Consider the following 17,139-nt stretch of genomic DNA (forward strand, 5'->3'; position numbering starts at 1 on the left):
CAGCCACCACCCCCTAGCGCTTTTCTACAAGCAGTAGAAGAATGGCTGCATGATGTTTGAACACGCAGATGGGCAACCCGTTCTCGAACTCACCGACGAGCAGTCCTGGGAACTCCTGGAGGGTACCAAGCACGGCAGGCTGGTGGTTTCCGTTGCGGGTGAACCGGACATTTTCCCGGTCAACTACGTCACTGCGGACCGGAAGATCTACCTGAGGACCGCGCCGGGCAATAAACTGGCGCAGCTGACCATCAACTCCAAAGTGCTCTTCGAAACGGACGGCATCCTCTCGGACCAGGCGTGGTCCGTGGTCCTTCGCGGCAGTGCACGCGTGCTGAGCAACTCGGCGGAGCTGGAACCGGTTGAGGCGCTGGGACTGAAGACGTGGGTTCCCACGCTCAAGGACTTCTATGTGGAGATCGATCCCAGCTCCGTCAGCGGCCGGCACTTTAACTTCGGAGAGCAGCCCGAACGGGAGATCTAGGCGCTCCTAGACTGGAAGCATGGCGGACAGGCTCACTCCCGAGCAACGCAGCTGGAACATGTCCCGCATCCGGGGCAAGAACACCAAGCCCGAACTCCTGGTGCGCAGGCTCCTGCACGCGAAGGGCTACCGTTACCGGCTCCATGGCGCCGCACGCGGGGGCAAGCTGCCAGGCAACCCGGACCTTGTGTTCGCCAGCCGCCACAAAGTCATCTTCGTCAACGGCTGTTTCTGGCACTTCCACCACTGCCGCGTTGGCCAGCATGCCCCCCAGGCCAACGCGGGCTTCTGGGCCGAGAAGCGCACCCGCACCAGGGAACGCGACGCCGCGCAGCGCCGCAAGCTCGAGGACGCCGGGTGGGAGGTCCTCACCATCTGGGAGTGCGAACTCAAGGACAGCTCCGCACTCGAATCACAGCTGGTGCGGTTCCTTGAAACCCAGCAGCGGACCTGAGTCAAACTTCAAACCGGAGGAAAGTGTTGCTGGCCGGTGGTCGCGGCCTTGAACCCGGTACCGGCCACTGTCACTGCGGGCCAGGGCGCGGACGCCGGACTGAACGCAATGTGTGCTGCCGGGCGGCCACGGCCGCGGGGTATGAGTGCGGTAAGCACTGGCTCAAGTACTGGGTGTGGAAGCCGCAGCGTCATCAAGAAACCCACAATTCTTCCCCGAAACGGTGCCGCCCCCTGGCCCCGGTCCTAACCTGAAACTGCACGCCCGCCCCAACCCGATGATGCGCTGCCGGACTGGAACGTCAGCTGAAAGGAACCCCGTGAGCCCCTCGGATGACGCTCCCCTGCCGCTGGTGGACCAGTCAGTGCTGGACCGTCTCCGGGAAGAACTTGAAGAAGACGAGGGCTACAGCAAGGTGTTTGTGGGGAACTTCATCGAGTGCCTGCCCCGGCGGCTCAGCAAGCTCCGGCTGGCGCTGACCACAGGCGACCTGGACGGTTCCGTGGACGCTGTCCTGAGCCTGAAAACCTCCAGCCAGATGGTGGGCGCGGAACGGCTTGCGGGACTGGCCACGAATCTCGAAAGCGAAATCCGCGCCGGGGTACACGCCGCGGACGCCGCCGTCGTACTTCCCCAACTGGCCGTCGCGTTCCTTCGCAACATCAACCAGTGCGGCCGCCAGACCACGCACCGGCTGCAGGCTCAGTGCGCGATGGGCGCCAGCCTGTAACCCACGCCGCGGACGGTCTGCAGCCAGCGCGGCTGCTGCGGCGAGTCGCCCAGCTTTTTCCGCAGGTTGCCCATGTGCACCTCGACGGACCGTTCGTCCGCCTCGCTGATGTAACTCCCGACGTCGTAGTCTTCGTCCCGCAGCCGGCGCACCAGGTCCGACTTGGTCCGGACAGTCCGCCCGGCTTCCAGGAGGGCGTGCAGGAGTTCGAATTCCGTACGGGTCAGATTCATTTCCGTGCCGTCCACCAGCACGGTCCGGGAGGCGTAGCTGAGCTCGAGCCCGTTGTGGCTGTAGTTGCCCCGCTCCGGGTGGCCGCCGGCCTCTGCCGGGATCTCGGCGGGAGTGTCTGCGGGTTCGGAGGCGGATCGAGGGCGCCGCATCATGGCCGCCACCCGGGCCCGGAGCTCGCGCGGCCGGAAAGGCTTGGTGAGGTAGTCGTCCGCGCCGGATTCCAGCCCGATGAGGGTGTCCAGTTCTTCCGTGCGCGCCGTGAGCATCACGATGTAGGCATCGGAAAATTCGCGGATCTGCCGGGAAACCTCGAATCCGTCGATGTCCGGCAAGCCCAGGTCCAGGGTGATGACATCAGGGCTGATGGTTTTGGCCACCAGGACGCCTTCTGCGCCACTGCTGGCTACTGTTACATCAAATCCGGCTTGGGTCAGCACCGTGCGAACCAGTTCCCGGATGTCCTGGTCATCCTCGATGACAAGTCCCACACGTGCATCACTCATAGAGCCCCCTCAGCAGCCAACGTCAGAAGTATAGCTGGCTGCGGATATCCTGCTGGTATGGTCTCGCACGCGCCCGCCCGAATGTCCCAGGTCAATGGCTAACCCGGTGGCATGGTCGTCGGGAGGGCTGCGCTTTTTCCGGCGCCAGTTCCACGAGTACAGACTGCGGGATCGGGTGGCCATGAGCCAGATGCCGCTGTTCATCACCACGCTGCTGACGATGTTCCTGGTGTGGGCCTTCTTCCCCGGAACAATGGGCAATCCGCTCTTCGCTTCGTTCGTCATTTCACAGCTCGTCCTGATGGGTCTGTGCTACGTCGTCCCGTGGGAGCGGCTTCCCTTCACGAGCTTCCTGATCATTCCCCTGCTGGACTTCGTGTCCATCGCGGTGGGCCGGGAGGGCGGGCAGGACAGCCTCACCGGCATCAGCCTGCTGGCTGTCTTCCCGGTCATCTGGCTGTGTGCCTCCGGGTACTATCCCAAGGCCGCCCTGTGGTTGTCCTTCCTGGCACCGCTGGCCATCATCTGGGTTCCGCTGCTCCTGAAGGGGAATGTCACGGCCCAGGACCTCACCCGGTCCCTGCTGCTGCCGGTCATGATGCTCGGCATCGGGATCTCGGTCAGCGTCCTCACGCTCAGCATGATGCGCCAGCAACGCGAACTTGAGGAGAAGGACGCCCAGCTCCAGGCCAACCTCCGCACCAGCCAGCGGCAGGAGTCCCTGCTGAACACCGTCCTGGATACCGTCCACCTGGGCGTGCTGGCGGTGGACGCGGACGGTCACGATGTCCTGATGAACAAGAAGCAGCGGGCCAACCACCTGCTGGCCAGCCCCAAGGACAACCCGGACCCCAACGAGTCACAGCTGCTGGTGTTCGGTCCGGACAGGAAGACCCTCATCCCGGTGGAGGACCGCCCCGTCCGCCGCGCCGTGCTGGGCGAAACCTTCACGGACTACCTGGTGTGGCTGGGCGACGGCAGAGACCAGCGCGCCTTCGTCACCACTGCCAGGGCCATGAAGGACAGCGACGGGAAGTTCGCCGGCTCGGTCATCGCCTTCAGCGACGTGACGGACCTGGTGAACGCCCTGGCTGCGAAGGACGACTTCGTCTCCAGCGTTTCCCACGAGTTCCGCACACCGCTGACGTCCATCCTCGGGTACGTGGAAATCCTGCTGGCCGACGAGCCCGAGGAATCCCAGGCGGAGATGCTCGAAATCATCCGCCGCAACTCCGAGCGCCTGCTGACCCTGGTGTCAGACCTGCTCTCCAGCCGCAACGGGCAGCTCATCGTCACCCCGCACACCGTGGACGTTGCAGAACTGGTGCGGGCCAGCGTGTCCTCCGCTGTGCCGAGGGCCACGGCCTCCGGCGTGGTGCTGGCGGCCGAGACGCCGGATCAGCTCGAGGCGCACGTGGACGGAGCCAGGATTTCCCAGGTCCTGGACAACCTGGTGTCCAACGCCATCAAGTACTCCCCCGACGGCGGCAACGTCCTGGTCAGCCTGGCCCGGGAGGATGGCCATGTCGAATGCCGCGTTACGGACACCGGCATGGGGATGACCCCCGAGGACGCCTCCGAAGTATTCGCCAAGTTCTTCCGCACCAGCAGCGTCCGCCGGACCGCCATCCCCGGCGTGGGGCTGGGCCTGCCCATCAGCAAGGCCATCGTCGAAGCCCACGGCGGCAGCATCGCGGTGGACAGCACGCTGGGCAAGGGCACCACGTTCACGTTCCGCGTGCCAGTTTAGGGCCCGCCGGCACGCGCCTGCCGGACCACTTCGCCCCAGGACTGCCGGGCCAGGTCCTGGACCGCGGCCAGGATCTCTGCGGGCGGCAGGGAGAGGTCCAGCGGAAACTCCACGATGTCGATATCCGTGTTCAGGATCCTGCGGAGCTTGATGTCACCGGAGCCGGCGTAGACCAGCCATGCTGTTGGCACCGCCAACGCCGTGCAGTGGGCCAGCATCTGGAAGTGGTCGGCAGTGAGGGAGGCGCCGGAGTCCGTGGCGGCCCTGTACTTGGCGTTGTAGGCCACCACGGGACGGCCACCGAGCATGTGCACGGCGTCCGGCTGCACGGTGAGGCGGTCGGAGTCCCGTACGGCTTCACTCAGCAGCGCGTTGTACCGGAGCCGCAGTTCCCCGGGGTACGTGGCCATCGCCTCCCGCAGGGCGGTGCCTACGAAGTCCTCGAAAACCCTTGCCATGTCCACTACGAACGCGGCCGTCTGTTGCCGTCCCGGCCCCGCCTCTGCCGACGCGTTGCGCAGGATGAGCTCGGCCAGCCGAAGCACCGCGTGGTACCGGAGGTTCATCCTGCTGGGCTTCCACGGCGGCAGCGGCGCGCCCGACGGGAGCCGGGTGACGCCGTCGAGCTTTCCCTTAAGCAGGCGCAGCCGGCTCAGCACCTCGGGCCGGACCCGCGGCACCTGGCCCATGCGTTCCAGGGCCGCCCGCAGGATCCGGTTCTCGGCAATGTCCTCGGTGAATTCGTCGTAGGAGACCTCCAGCGGGACCAGCATGCCCGGCCGGCGGGAAATCTGGTCAGAGATGCGGATGCGTCCCTTGACCGTGCGGAGGGATTCGTCCACGGTGCGGTAGCCCTGCAGGACGCCACGTCCCAGCGCCCGTTCGGCCAGCTGCGCCAAGGACTCGGCAAGCGCACTCCACAGCTCCCGTTCCTCGAAGGCGGCCACCGAGTCCGGCCGGAAGCCCTGCTCCCCCGCGTAACTCAGGAGGAACAGCAACCGGCCAAGGCCCAACCGGTCCTTGGGCCTGACGTCCAGCTGGACGGAGGCCGTGCGCACCGAGCCCACTTTGCCCACCGGCTCGATGCGGTACAGCCCCATTCCCATGGGCGAGGCCTTGGCCAAGCCGCTCGAATTGAGGAATGAGGCACTGGCAGGATCCAGCCGCTCCACAATCCCGCGGGACAGCTCGTCCAACACCAGGTGCCGCGCTGCATTTCCGGGGCCGCGCGCGCCGGCGGTGCCCGCCGTGGTAAAGGCCCTGGCGGGGTCAGCGGAGCGCAAGGCGTCCCAGCAGTTGCTCCAGCCCGAACCGTTCCTCCAGCTGCGCGCGGGTCAGCTGGCCGTGATAGTGCTCCTCCAGCAGCGGCATGAGTTCGTACTTCCAGATCCGCCGCAGCCCGGCCGGTGTCTGCGCCGCGGGCTTCATGAAGTAGGACGGGCCGATCATCAGGTCCCGGTCCCATTCGTCGATGGCATCATTGAGTGCATCCAGCAGCAGCGCCGGCGTGGTGTCCAGCCCGCGGGCCTCCAGGAAGCGCAGCAGCGAGCCCTTGACCGGCTCGGTTTGCGGATGCAGCTCGATGAACGAGAAGCGCCGGCGGATGGCCGCATCCATCATGGCGATGGACCGGTCCGCAGTGTTCATGGTGCCGATGATGTACAGGTTGTCCGGCAGCGTGAACGGCTCGTTGGGGCTGTACTGCAGGTAGATCCGGTCGTCGCGGTATTCGAGCAGGAAGTAGAGCTCCCCGAACACCTTGGCCAGGTTGGCGCGGTTCATTTCGTCGATGATCAGGAAGTACGGCTTTTTCTCGTTGCCGGGCTTGGCGGCTTCCTCGGCGAGGCGGCGCAGCGGACCGGCAACAAGCTTGAAGGAGACCTGGCCTTCGTCCGTCTTGTCCGGCCGGTACCCCTCAAAAAAGTCCTCGTAGGCGTAGGAAGGGTGGAACTGGACCAGCTTGACGCGTTCGTCAGTGGTGTCGTCCGCCAGCTCCGCGGCGAGGTGCTTGGCCAGATAGGTCTTGCCGGTGCCGGGCGGCCCGTACAGGACCAGCTGGCGGTTCTCCTCCAGCAGGTCCGCTATTTCCTGCAGGGGTTCGAGGTCCATGTGCAGGGACCCTGCGAACTCCGGCGTCAGCGGGCGGAAGCCCTCCTGCGCAGGTTCCACGACGGCGGCGGCCTCCGTTTCGGCGTCGGGCTCCGCCTCCGCCTCGGCCGGCAGGAGGGCCTGAAGCGCCTGCACCACGCGGGTTGCGTCCACCACGATGCCGGGGGTGGCCAGCTGCCGCTGGACGTGCCGGGGCAGGCTGGTGGTGGCGTGGCCCTCGTCGAACCAGCGCACCTTCCGGCGCAACCGCCGGTTGTCATCGTTGTACTCGGGTTCGCCCAGCACGCCGCCCAGCCGGACCGTGCCGGAGTGCTGGTACAGGACCAGGTCGCCGGGCTTCATGACGGTGAGGAAGGCAAAGACGGCGGTCTTGGTGTCCTCGCGCTCCACGTAGCCAAGGTGCTTGTAGTCCTCGTCGACGGCATGCTGGACCAGTCCGGCGGTGACGCCGGGTTCCAGCAGGCGGAGGTGTTCGACGTCGAGCGTCACCTTTTCCTCGCCCCGCCAGGCGGTGAGCAGCTCCGCGTTGTCGTGATGGGTCCGAAGCAGCCACGCGCGGCGGCCGGGGTCGCCCACCTTGCGCCACTGGCTGACGAGCTGGCGGGCGTACCAGTCGATACGCTGGCCGGCCTGCTCATCGAGGTGCAGGCGGATGCGGTGGATGTCCGCGGTGATGTCGTCTTCCGAATCCCCCTTGGCGCCGCCCACCAGTGAGGCGAAGGCATCCCGGATTTCCTGCCGCTCCACGTCCGCCACCACGGGTTCGAAGTAGCTGGGCCACGCCAGAAACTCGATGCTGCGGCGGATGGCGGGCTGGTCCCCCGGCGTGCCGGCGGCCAGGGCGTGGAACTTCAACGGGTCCAGCAGGGCCGCCGTGATGGTGGTGGGCGGTTGCTCGTCCACATGCTGCACGAAGCGGCACAGCCACCGGAGGTGGTCCCAGATAGTCCAGTTGAACTCGGCCGTGCGGTCCCGGATCACGCCGTGGTCCGTCATGCCCTGGTACAGCTCTTCAGGCAGTTCCAGCGGCGGCTCAAGCCAGGAGGCGGCCTCTGCGACGCGGGCCCGCTTGACCTTGAGCGACTTCACCTCATGCGCAAGCGGCAGGGACTGCAGGAACAGGAGCTCGGCGGCCAGCTGCTTGGCTTCGCGGGACGCGCCGTCGAGGTTCTGCCGGAGATTGGTCATCATGGGCGCTTTGGGATCCGGCGTGCCCCGTTCCAGGCGGTCCAGCAGTTCCGCTGCGGCCTCGGAGGTCCAGGTCAGTGTCCGCCCGTCCAGGGCCGATGGTTTGCCCTGCAGCCCCGGGCCCAGGACAAACCATGCCGCGTCCTCGATCTCCTTCGAGATGCCGAGGGCGCGGGTCATGGCAGCAGTGGATGCGGGGGTCATAACTTCAAATTTACAGGGTCTAACTGGACGCCTGCTCAAAGCCGCTTGGCCGCCCGGTCAGGAGCCGTCCGGCCTTCGCCGGACGGCTCCCGACCGTTAGACCGGAAAACTTACGTGCGCGGAGCGGAGCGCTTTCGCCCGAAGATGAAGTAGCCCATGGGTCCGACGAAGTTGATGAAGGATGCCGCACGCCAAGCGCCCTTTGGTCCGTTGATCAGTGCCGCCGGCCGCTTCGAGATATCCCGCTGCGCCGCAACCAGTAACGAGAGCTGGACGATGGCCACGATGATCGTGCCGGCCTTGGAGGACGGCGACATCTCCTTCCAGGTCTTTTTCTTCCTGGCGACGCGGGTCTTGTTCTTGCCCATCTGGCTTCCTTTCGCTGTGGTGTGGTGTGGTGTGGTTCCAGTCCAGTGTGCCCCGTGCGGTCCCGCCCAGGGGCTTAGTGCCTGTACGGCGCCATGCGTGCCTTCTGTTCCGGCGTGAGCCGCTGCACCCGGCCGGTGGCCTCGTCCACGAAAGCAAGGTGACTGCTCGCCTTGACGCAGTCCTCCCCTGTGACGGGATCCTGGACCAGGTAATGGATGTCGAAGCTGGCACCCTTGACGGCACCGATCCATACCTGCACCACGGCCGGGACGTTGCGGTATTCCAGGGTCCTGACGTAGCGGATCTTGTGGTCCACCACCAGCGCCATGATGCCGTCCGGGACATCGTTGAACAGCGAAACCTGCGGCTCAACGCCGGGCAGGCCAGCGCCCCGCGGCGGACCGAAGGCGCCGATCCGGGCTTCCTCGAGCATGCGGACGATCTGTACGTTGTTGATGTGTCCGTAGGCGTCCATGTCGCCCCAGCGCATGGGAACGGGGACCTCGATCCGCTGCCCGCCGTTCCCGTCGTGCCCGCTCAGCTGTGCACCGCCGTCGAATCGTCCACTGGCACGTCACCGGCGTCGGCCCCGGCGAACTGGGACATGTACAGGCGGTGGTAGGCGCCGCCGGCCGCAAGCAGGACCTTGTGGTTGCCCTGTTCCACGATCTTGCCGTTCTCCATCACCAGGATGGTGTCGGCGTCGCGGATGGTGGAGAGCCGGTGCGCAATCACGAAGCTGGTGCGGTCTGACCGGAGCGCGGCCATGGCTTTCTGCACCAGCAGCTCAGTGCGGGTGTCCACCGAGCTGGTTGCTTCGTCGAGGATCAGCAGCGACGGGTTGGCTACAAAAGCCCGGGCAATGGTGATCAGCTGCTTTTCACCGGCGCTGACGTTGTTGCCTTCCTCGTCGATCACCGTGTTGTAGCCCTCGGGCAGGGCGCGGACAAAGCGGTCCACGAACGTGGCCTTGGCGGCGGCCATGACCTGCTCTTCGGTGGCGTCCAGGTTGCCGTAACGGATGTTGTCGTAGATGGATCCGCCGAACAGCCACGCGTCCTGCAGCACCATGCCCACCTTGGAGCGGAGTTCAGACCGGCTGAGGTGCGTCACGTCAACGCCGTCCAGGGTGATGGAGCCGGAGTTGAGCTCGTAGAAGCGCATCACCAGGTTCACCAGCGTGGTCTTTCCGGCGCCGGTTGGCCCCACGATGGCCACGGTGTTCCCCGGCTCTGCTGTGAAGGACAGATTTTCGATGAGCTGCCGGTCTTCGGTGTAGCTGAAGGTGACATCCCGGAATTCCACGTGGCCGTCGGTCCTGGCCGGCAGGTGCTCCGTAGCGGTCTCCGGGTCCTGCTCGTCGGCGTCGAGGAACTCGAACACCCGCTCGGCTGAGGCCACGCCTGACTGGAGCATGTTGGCCATGCCCGCCATCTGGCCCAGCGGCTGGGTGAATTCGCGGGAGTACTGGATGAAGGCCGTGGCGTCACCAAGCGACATGGAACCGGAGGCGACGCGCAGGCCGCCCACGACGGCGATGCCCACGTAGCTGAGGTAGGACACGAACTGCATCACCGGGAAGATGATGCCGGAGACGAACTGCGCGCCGAAGCTGGCCTTGTACAGGGCTTCGTTGCGCTCGTCGAACCGCTCAAGCATGTCCGCCTCGCGGCCGAAGACCCGAACGAGGTCATGGCCGGAGAAGGATTCCTCGATCTGCCCGTTCAGCGTGCCGGTGTTCTTCCACTGCGCCGCAAAGAGCTTCTGGCTCCGCACGCCGATAAGGCCTGCGGCGACGCCCGAGAGCGGCAGGGCCACCAGGGCGATCAGGGCCAGCTGCCAGGAGACGATGAACATCATGATGACGATGCCCACCACTGTCAGGAGGGAGTTGATCAGCTGCGCGAAAGCCTGCTGGAGCGCCTGCTGGATGTTGTCGACGTCGTTGGTCACCCTGGAGAGCACGTCGCCGCGCTGGCGGGTGTCGAAGTAGTTCAGCGGGAGGCGGTTGAGCTTCTTTTCGGTGTCGTCACGGAGCTTGCGGATCACCTTCATCACGATGCGGTTCAGGACGTAGCCCTGCAGCCACAGGAAGATGTTGGACACAAAGTACATCAGCAGGACCACGGCGATCAGCATGGTCAGCTTATTGAAGTCGATGCCGGTACCGGGCACCAGTTCCATCCGGGAGACCATGTCCGCGAAGTTGTCCTGGCCCTGTTGGCGCAGCCCCTCCACGAACTGGTCCTTGCTTACGCCGGCCGGCAGTTGCTTGCCCACCACACCACCGAAAATAACGTCCATGGCCTGGCCGAGGATTTTGGGCGCGATGACATTCAGCACCACGGCCACCACCACCATGGCCACCACCACGCAGATGCCCAGGGTTTCGGGCTTCAGCAGGCCCATCAGCCGCTTGGCTGACGGCCAGAAGTGCTGGGCCTTCTTGGCGGGCATGCCGCCGAACATGTCGCCGTCGGCTTCGGAGGGCGTGAACTCCTCCTCGTAGAAGTCGTCGTCCTCCACCACAGCGGTTTCAGCGGAGCTGCCGGCGTCCTGTGCGGGCGCCCCGGCGTCTTGCCCGGTGTTCGCCGGGTCCTTCTTGCGGGGGCTCATGCCATTTCCTCCACGCTCAGCTGCGATTCAACAATTTCCTGGTAAGTGGGTGAGGTTTCCAGGAGTTCCTCGTGCGTTCCGCGGTCCACGATCCGGCCGTTGTCCAGCACCAGGATCTGGTCCGCCTCGGTGATGGTGGAAACGCGCTGGGCCACGATGATGACCGTCGCGTCGGCGGTCGTGTCCTTGAGGGCCGCACGGAGGCGGGCATCGGTGGCAACGTCCAGCGCCGAGAACGAGTCGTCGAACAGGTAGATACGGGGTTTGGTCACCAGGGCCCTGGCGATGCAGAGCCGCTGGCGCTGCCCGCCGGAGACGTTCGTGCCGCCCTGGGAGATCCGGGATTCGAGCGCCTTGGACTTGTCCCGGACGAACGATTCTCCCTGCGCCACCCGCAGCGCTTCCCACAGTTCCTGGTCCGTGGCATCGGTCTTGCCGAACCGCAGGTTGTGCTCGATGGTGCCGGAGAAGAGGTAGGGACGTTGGGGCACCAGCGCAACGCGCTTGGTGATCTCGGCGTGGTCAAGGCTGTTAACGGGGACACCGTCCAGGAGGACTTCGCCCTCCGCGGCGTCGTAGAGCCGTGGCAGCAGCGAGAGCAGGCTGGTCTTGCCCGCGCCGGTGGAACCGATGATGGCGACGGTCTGGCCCGGCCGTGCGGTGAAGCTGATGTTGCTCAACACCGGGGACTCGGCGCCCGGATAGGCGAAAGTGACGTTGCGGTATTCCACCACGCCGCTGAGCTCCGAGGGGGCCACCGGGCGTTCGGGATCGTGGATGGAGGGTTCGACGTCGAGCACCTCACCGATGCGGTCCGCACAGACGGAGGCGCGCGGGATCATCATGGCCATGAACGTGCCCATCATGACGGCCACCAGGATCTGGAGCAGGTACTGGAGGAACGCCGTCAGGGCGCCCACCTGCATGTCGCCCGAGTCGACCCGCTGGCCGCCGAACCACAGCACCGCGGCCGTGGACAGGTGCAGGATCATGCTGATGGCGGGGAACATGAGGACGAACAGGGCACCGATCTTCAGCGAAACATCGGTGAGCTCCTTGTTGGCTTCGCCGAAACGGCCGGTCTCGTACGGTTCCCGGACGAACGCCCGGACCACCCTGATGCCAATGATCTGTTCGCGGAGCACCGCGTTGATGCGGTCGATCTTCTTCTGCATCGACCTGAACAGCGGCATGAGCCGGACCACCAGGTACCCCACCACCACGGTCAGCAGCGGCACGGAAACCCAGACCAGCCAGGACAGGTTGATGTCCTCACGCAGCGCCATGATGATGCCGCCGATGCACATAATGGGCGTGGCCACCATGAAGTTCAGGCCCATCAGCACCAGCATCTGCACTTGCTGGACATCATTGGTGCCGCGGGTGATCAGCGTAGGCGCGCCGAATGCGTTGACATCCTTGGCGGAGAAGCTGGTGACTTTCCGGAACACTGCCCGGCGAAGGTCACGGCCCAGGGCCATGGCCGTCTTCGAACCGAAGTAGACGCCGGCGATGGCGGCGGCCACCTGGGCAAAGGCTACGAGCAGCATCACGGCACCGGTGCGCCAGATGAAGTCCGTGTCTCCCCTGGTCACGCCTTCGTCGATGATCCGGGCGTTCAGGCTGGGCAGGTAAAGGGCCGCAATGGTGGATGCGAGCTGGAAGATGATGACGGCGGCAATGTAGGGAAAATACGGTTTGGAGTAGCGCCGTATGAGCGTAAGGAGCATGGTTTCAACTCTAGTGTTGCCCGCTGACATTGGAGTCCCATTTATTCCACCTTTTCGATCCGGTTAACGCTGCGGCACCACCGGCGCTCCCCTGCGAAAAAGGGCCGCCGCCCGGACCCGGAATGCGATCCGGATGCGGGCGGCGGCCCTGTTGTTCACGCGTGGCTGGCCACGCGCAGCGCCTTACTGGTCCCGAGGGGTCCCGGCAGGTGCTGCGGACGACGGGTTGGCGGCACTGTGCTTGCCGCGTCCGGCCAGATAGAGGGCTGCAGCAGCCTGCAGCTTGCGTTCCTTGAGGAGCTTGCGCTGTACCCTGCGGAGTTCAGCTGCCGTCGCTTCCTGCTGGGCGGCGAGATCCCGCTGGGACCGCAACTGCTCCTGGATATCCAGGACCAGTCCGCCCAGCTCGGCCTGCTGCCGGGCCAGCAGGTGCTGGGTGTCCTGCAGCTTCCGGAGGGTGTCGGCGGCACTGGCGACGGCGTCGGCCGCCTTTTCGACAGAGTCGGCGGACCGGAGGTCCAACCCTTCGCTGCCGAATGTCCGGGCAAAAGCCGCTTCGAAGTCCTCCGTTGCTACTGACCTGGACGCGGCTGCGGCCGCGGCCTTGCCGCCGTCGTACGTCTTTGCCGGCGCGGCGCCTGTCCCCGGCCCTGCGTGAATCCCCGTCGGCCGGACAGCGGGCGCTGTGCTGTGTCCGGCGTCCGGGTCGCGGGGAACGGTGGAGGAGACAACGGGCAGTTGCCCGGTCATGGCGGTCATTCCGGCTTCGCCGGCGGCGTTGGCCTGGAGCGATGTTTCGGGGGTGATGTCCACGGTCTTGCGCAGCGGCACCTCCTTGATGAAGATGACGGCGATGAGGGCAACCACGGCAACGACAGCGGAGATCATGAAGATCCCGGCGGTGGCGTCACCGTAGGCCGCACGCATGACGTCGGCGATCGGGGCGGGCAGGTCCTTGAGGTCCAGCGTCGCACCGCTGTTGCCGGTGGACTCGATGCCGAGCTTCGCCAGTCCGTCCGTGGCCAGGTCCTTGACGTGGTTGGCCATGACGGCGCCCAGCACGGAAACGCCGATGGCGCCGCCGACGGAGCGGAAGAAGGCAACGGAAGCACTGGCGGAGCCGATGTCCTGGGCGCGGACGGTGTTCTGGACAGCAAGGACCAGGTTCTGCATGAGCATGCCGAGGCCGATGCCGAAGATGCCCGTGTAGATGCCGGTCAGCCAGAGTTCGGTGGTGTGGTCCATGGTTCCGGCCATCGCCAGCCCACCGATCAGCAGGACGGTACCGCCGACCAGGAAGCCCTTCCACTTGCCGTAGCGGCTGATCAGCTGGCCCGAGACCACCGAACCGGCAAGGTTGCCGGCGATCATGGGCAAGGTCAGCAGGCCGGCCTCGGTGGGCGTGGCGCCGCGGGCCACCTGGTAGTACTGGCCCAGGAAGGTTGAAGAACCGAACATGGCCACGCCAACAGCAACGGAGGCCACGATGGCCAAAGCGGTGGTGCGGTCGGAGATGATCTTCAGCGGAATGATCGGTGCGGATACCTTGGACTCCACCAGCACCAGCAGGGCCAGCAGGAGGACGCCGCCGCCCACCATCAGAGCCGACTGCCAGGACCACCAGTCGTAGTAGTCGGCCTTGCCGGCGAAGGACACCCAGATCAGCAGGAGGCTGACGCCGGAGGTCAGCAGGATGGCACCGAGCCAGTCGATCTTGGCAGGGCGCTTGACGTGCGGAATCTTTAGCGTGACCTGGAGCAGGATCAGGGCGACCACGGCCAGCGGCACGCAGACGAAGAAGGTCCAGCGCCAGCCCAGCGAGCTGTCCACGATGAAGCCGCCCAGCAGCGGGCCGCCGGCGGTACCGACAGCCATGACGGCGCCCATGTAGCCGGAGTACTTGCCGCGTTCGCGGGGCGGGATGATGGAGCCGATGATCGCCTGGGCCAGGGCCGTGAGGCCACCCATGGCGATGCCCTGGATCACGCGGGCTGTGAGCAGGAACGGGATGTTTTCCGAGAACCCTGCCATGACCGAGCCGGCCACGAAGATCACGATGCTCAGCTGGACCAGGACCTTCTTGTCGAAGAGGTCCGCGAGCTTGCCCCAGATGGGGGTGGTGGCCGCGTTGGCGAGCAGTGCCGCCGTGATGACCCACGCGAAGTCCGTCTGGGTGCCCTTGAGCTCGGACATGATGGTGGGCAGCGCGTTGGCCACGATGGTGCTGCTGAGGATGGCGGTGAAGAAGGCAGCGAGCAGGCCGGTGAGGGCCTCCATGATCTGCCGGTGGTTCATGGGTGCGCCGGGTTCGTGGCGCTTGGATTGCCGCGATTCCTGTTTGGCAGAGCGTTCGCGGTGGCGCTCCTCCAGGTCCGCGGCGGCGGTGACGTTAGCCATTGAGGGACTCCTGCATGGTCTGGTGTTCGGTGGTGGTTCCGGCCGCCCTTGCCCGGATGGAATTCTTCAGTGAGGCTGTCAGTTTGTTGAGCATCGCGGCTGTTGCGATGGCATCCTCTTCGTTCCAGTCGGAGAGGTAGCCCTGCAGCGTCTCGGCCCGGTGCCGGATGAGCTCGGCAAGTTTCTCCTTGCCCCGCGGTGAGAGGGCCAGCAGCTGGGCCCTGCCGTCGTCCGGATCCGGGGTCCTGACCACCAGGCCGGCGTCGGCGAGCTCTGCAATGTGCCGGCTGAGCACCGGGGGGCTGACGCCCAGGCGTTCTGCCAGGTGCGCCGCGCGGGTTTCCCCTTCGCCGATGAACTTGAGCACGCCCTGGAGGGCTATGCCGGTGTCCTGGCCTTTGACGTTGATCATGGTGACGCAGCGCAACGCGCGCTGGAGGTCAAAGATATGGCCGACGAGATCGGCGGCGGTGGCCGGTGCGACAGACATGACCCTCCCTAAAGAATTAGTTGCTGCAAGCAACTGTATCAGGAAAAGGTTGCTTAGGGAAACGAATTGTCCCGACGCCGTCGAACGCCCGCCGTCCTTAAACGGCAAACGCCCCCGCACCGCTGCCAAGGCAGGGGGTGCAGGGGCGTCGCTGCGACGATGCGCTGCTAGTCGCCCAGGTGTGTGGGCCCGAACATTTTCAGTAGCGTTTCAACCACGACGACGTTGGGGCCGTCGGTAGCGAAACTTGCCTTAAGCGCGTCCCCCACATCCTCGGGGGCTACCTTGACGGCGGGCACGCCGAACGCTTCGGCGAGCTTGACGAAGTCCGGGCGGGCCAGCTCGGTGGCGGTGGCCTTACCGAAGGCGCCCACCATGTATTCGCGCAGGATGCCGTAGCCGCCGTCGTCCACGATCAGCCACGTGACAGGGACGTTGTGCTGCTTGGCCGTGGCCATCTCCGAAATGGAGTACATGGACGAACCGTCGCCGGAAACAGCCAGCACCCGGGCAGAACCGGCGGGCTTCCCCACAGTTTCCAGGCCTACGGCAGCCCCGATGGCGGCCGGGAAGCCGTAGCCCAGGCCGCCGGCGCCCTGGGCCGAGTGGAACTGCCCCTCGCGGGAGTCCCAGCAGGACCAGCCCCAGTAGGAGGCGATGGTCATGTCCCAAAAGGTCTGCATGTCCGCGGGGACGGCCTCGCGGATGTCGGCCATGAACGCCAGTTCCTTGGCGAGGTCCTGGGACTCCAGCCTGGCCTTTACCTTGGCCAGGGATTCCTTCACCAACTCTTCGGCGCTGGAGCCGTGCCAGTCAGCCGCGGCTTCTGCGGGCGCCAGCGCTTCATCGAGGGCTGCGAGCGCCTGGCCGGCGTCGGCCCGGATGCCCAGGCCTGGCCGGTTGGATTCCAGCACGCGGGGTTCGGCGTCGATCTGGATGATCCGGCCGCGGGGTTCGAACGTGAAGTAGTTGGAAGTGACCTCCCCCAGGGACGAACCGATGACCACCAGTACGTCTGCGTCCTCAAGGACGTCGGTCATGTACCGGTCTTCGATCCATGACTGCAGCGACAACTCGTGGTTCCAGGGGAAGGCGCCGTTGCCGCCCGGGGTGCAGATGACGGGCGCACGGAGTTTCTCGGCAATGGACAGCAGAGACTTCTCCGCCTTGCCGCGGCGAGTGCCGCCGCCGGCGATGATCGCCGGACGCCTGGCCTCCTGGAGCCATTTCACGGCTTCGCGGACCAGTTCGATGCGCGGCGGGTTATCCGCAGCCTCGGCCAGCGCGTCCTCCACCGGCGGGACCATGATGGGATCCAGCAGGACGTTCTGCGGGATCTCGATCCACACCGGCCCCTGGGGTGAGGAGATGGCTTCCGTCCAGGCGTCCTGGATGGCGGACGGGATACCCGAGGCGTGCTGGATCAGCCGCTGGCTCTTGGTGACGTTCGCGGCAGAGGCCTTCTGGTCATCGAGCTGGTGGAGCATGCCCTTGCGCCGGGCGCCGAGTCCCTCCAGCGGGATCTGGCTGGCCACCACCACCATCGGCACGCCGGTGGCGTAAGCCTCCTGCAGCCCAGCCAGCGAGGTCAGTGCGCCGGGGCCGGTGGACAGGAAAAGGACGCCCACTTCACCGGTGGCACGGGAGTACCCGTCGGCGGCGAATGCGGAGTTGTTCTCCACCCGCGAAGAGACAAACTGCAGGTTTCCACGGCCCATCGCGTCAAAGAGGCCCAGCGCGTGCTGGCCGGGAATGCCGAAGACTGTCTTCGCGCCCAGGGCCTCGAGGGTCTCGACGACGAGGTCCCCGCCATTGCGGGCGCCCGTGCCGGATTTTGCACTGGCGCCCGGTGCCGCCGCGCCAGGATCGAAATCGATCATG

Annotated in this window: 14 protein-coding genes; 4 read left to right on the forward strand and 10 right to left on the reverse strand. The window is 65.8% G+C overall.

Features of this window, described 5'->3' with window-relative positions:
- The first annotated feature begins 49 nt into the window (after nucleotides 1-49).
- The 3 genes from QE394_RS04200 to QE394_RS04210 all read left to right on the forward strand — a co-directional run bounded on the left by QE394_RS04200 (nucleotide 50) and on the right by QE394_RS04210 (nucleotide 1,668).
- Nucleotides 50-484 carry a pyridoxamine 5'-phosphate oxidase family protein gene (locus tag QE394_RS04200; protein ID WP_056084036.1) on the forward strand — a complete coding sequence of 145 codons (435 nt, stop codon included), beginning with the start codon at nucleotides 50-52 and terminating at the stop codon, nucleotides 482-484.
- Between the two features lie 19 nt (nucleotides 485-503).
- A complete protein-coding gene (locus tag QE394_RS04205) occupies nucleotides 504-938 on the forward strand; it encodes a very short patch repair endonuclease (RefSeq protein ID WP_056084034.1) in 435 nt (144 codons plus the stop codon).
- A 319-nt stretch (nucleotides 939-1,257) separates the two neighbouring features.
- On the forward strand, nucleotides 1,258-1,668 hold the full coding sequence (locus tag QE394_RS04210; RefSeq protein WP_261619363.1) for an Hpt domain-containing protein: 411 nt from the start codon (nucleotides 1,258-1,260) through the stop codon (nucleotides 1,666-1,668).
- On the opposite strand, the gene QE394_RS04215 is transcribed toward QE394_RS04210, so the two are convergent.
- Nucleotides 1,641-2,405 (reverse strand): response regulator transcription factor, encoded by a 765-nt coding sequence (locus QE394_RS04215; RefSeq protein WP_200937916.1) that lies wholly within the window; start codon nucleotides 2,403-2,405, stop codon nucleotides 1,641-1,643. The genes QE394_RS04210 and QE394_RS04215 overlap by 28 nt on opposite strands.
- 94 nt (nucleotides 2,406-2,499) lie before the next feature.
- Between QE394_RS04215 and QE394_RS04220 the strand changes: the two genes are divergently transcribed.
- Nucleotides 2,500-4,155, forward strand: coding sequence for an ATP-binding protein (locus tag QE394_RS04220; RefSeq protein WP_056084024.1), 1,656 nt, complete (start codon nucleotides 2,500-2,502; stop codon nucleotides 4,153-4,155).
- Here the strand turns inward: QE394_RS04220 and QE394_RS04225 are convergent.
- From QE394_RS04225 to QE394_RS04265, 9 genes are all read right to left on the reverse strand, one after another.
- Nucleotides 4,152-5,351: a restriction endonuclease gene (locus QE394_RS04225; protein WP_349035370.1), complete on the reverse strand. Its 1,200-nt coding sequence runs from the start codon at nucleotides 5,349-5,351 to the stop codon at nucleotides 4,152-4,154. The two genes, QE394_RS04220 and QE394_RS04225, sit on opposite strands and share 4 nt — an antisense overlap.
- Nucleotides 5,352-5,424: 73 nt before the next feature.
- The gene (locus QE394_RS04230; RefSeq protein ID WP_349033818.1) at nucleotides 5,425-7,656 is read right to left on the reverse strand and encodes an AAA family ATPase; all 2,232 of its coding nucleotides are present in this window, start codon (nucleotides 7,654-7,656) and stop codon (nucleotides 5,425-5,427) included.
- 110 nt (nucleotides 7,657-7,766) lie between these two features.
- The gene (locus tag QE394_RS04235; protein ID WP_056084017.1) at nucleotides 7,767-8,024 is read right to left on the reverse strand and encodes a hypothetical protein; all 258 of its coding nucleotides are present in this window, start codon (nucleotides 8,022-8,024) and stop codon (nucleotides 7,767-7,769) included.
- Nucleotides 8,025-8,098: 74 nt separating this feature from the next.
- Nucleotides 8,099-8,515: a thioesterase family protein gene (locus QE394_RS04240; RefSeq protein WP_261619366.1), complete on the reverse strand. Its 417-nt coding sequence runs from the start codon at nucleotides 8,513-8,515 to the stop codon at nucleotides 8,099-8,101.
- 47 nt (nucleotides 8,516-8,562) lie between these two features.
- Nucleotides 8,563-10,641, reverse strand: coding sequence for an ABC transporter ATP-binding protein (locus QE394_RS04245; RefSeq protein ID WP_326493582.1), 2,079 nt, complete (start codon nucleotides 10,639-10,641; stop codon nucleotides 8,563-8,565).
- The gene (locus QE394_RS04250) at nucleotides 10,638-12,371 is read right to left on the reverse strand and encodes an ABC transporter ATP-binding protein (protein ID WP_349033819.1); all 1,734 of its coding nucleotides are present in this window, start codon (nucleotides 12,369-12,371) and stop codon (nucleotides 10,638-10,640) included. Before QE394_RS04250 ends, QE394_RS04245 begins: the two co-directional genes overlap by 4 nt.
- A gap of 183 nt (nucleotides 12,372-12,554) precedes the next feature.
- Complete coding sequence (locus tag QE394_RS04255; protein WP_349033820.1) at nucleotides 12,555-14,768, reverse strand: MDR family MFS transporter; 2,214 nt, start codon at nucleotides 14,766-14,768, stop codon at nucleotides 12,555-12,557.
- Nucleotides 14,761-15,258, reverse strand: a complete 498-nt coding sequence (locus QE394_RS04260; protein WP_056084004.1) for a MarR family transcriptional regulator — start codon at nucleotides 15,256-15,258, stop codon at nucleotides 14,761-14,763. The genes QE394_RS04255 and QE394_RS04260 overlap by 8 nt, the downstream gene beginning before the upstream one ends.
- Before the next feature lie 167 nt (nucleotides 15,259-15,425).
- Complete coding sequence (locus QE394_RS04265; RefSeq protein ID WP_349033821.1) at nucleotides 15,426-17,138, reverse strand: thiamine pyrophosphate-binding protein; 1,713 nt, start codon at nucleotides 17,136-17,138, stop codon at nucleotides 15,426-15,428.
- Nucleotide 17,139: the final 1 nt, after the last annotated feature.

Origin of the sequence: Pseudarthrobacter sp. SORGH_AS 212, assembly GCF_030818145.1 — a bacterium.
Lineage (GTDB): Bacteria > Actinomycetota > Actinomycetes > Actinomycetales > Micrococcaceae > Arthrobacter.

Bases quoted from the DNA above. Each gene is read 5' to 3' on its own strand.
- QE394_RS04200 (WP_056084036.1), top strand. From the start codon at position 50: ATGATGTTTGAACACGCAGATGGGCAACCCGTTCTCGAACTCACCGAC.
- QE394_RS04205 (WP_056084034.1), top strand. From the start codon at position 504: ATGGCGGACAGGCTCACTCCCGAGCAACGCAGCTGGAACATGTCCCGC.
- QE394_RS04215 (WP_200937916.1), bottom strand. From the start codon at position 2,405: ATGAGTGATGCACGTGTGGGACTTGTCATCGAGGATGACCAGGACATC.
- QE394_RS04220 (WP_056084024.1), top strand. From the start codon at position 2,500: ATGGCTAACCCGGTGGCATGGTCGTCGGGAGGGCTGCGCTTTTTCCGG.
- QE394_RS04230 (WP_349033818.1), bottom strand. From the start codon at position 7,656: ATGACCCCCGCATCCACTGCTGCCATGACCCGCGCCCTCGGCATCTCG.
- QE394_RS04235 (WP_056084017.1), bottom strand. From the start codon at position 8,024: ATGGGCAAGAACAAGACCCGCGTCGCCAGGAAGAAAAAGACCTGGAAG.
- QE394_RS04240 (WP_261619366.1), bottom strand. From the start codon at position 8,515: ATGCGCTGGGGCGACATGGACGCCTACGGACACATCAACAACGTACAG.
- QE394_RS04245 (WP_326493582.1), bottom strand. From the start codon at position 10,641: ATGAGCCCCCGCAAGAAGGACCCGGCGAACACCGGGCAAGACGCCGGG.
- QE394_RS04250 (WP_349033819.1), bottom strand. From the start codon at position 12,371: ATGCTCCTTACGCTCATACGGCGCTACTCCAAACCGTATTTTCCCTAC.
- QE394_RS04255 (WP_349033820.1), bottom strand. From the start codon at position 14,768: ATGGCTAACGTCACCGCCGCCGCGGACCTGGAGGAGCGCCACCGCGAA.
- QE394_RS04260 (WP_056084004.1), bottom strand. From the start codon at position 15,258: ATGTCTGTCGCACCGGCCACCGCCGCCGATCTCGTCGGCCATATCTTT.
- QE394_RS04265 (WP_349033821.1), bottom strand. From the start codon at position 17,138: ATGATCGATTTCGATCCTGGCGCGGCGGCACCGGGCGCCAGTGCAAAA.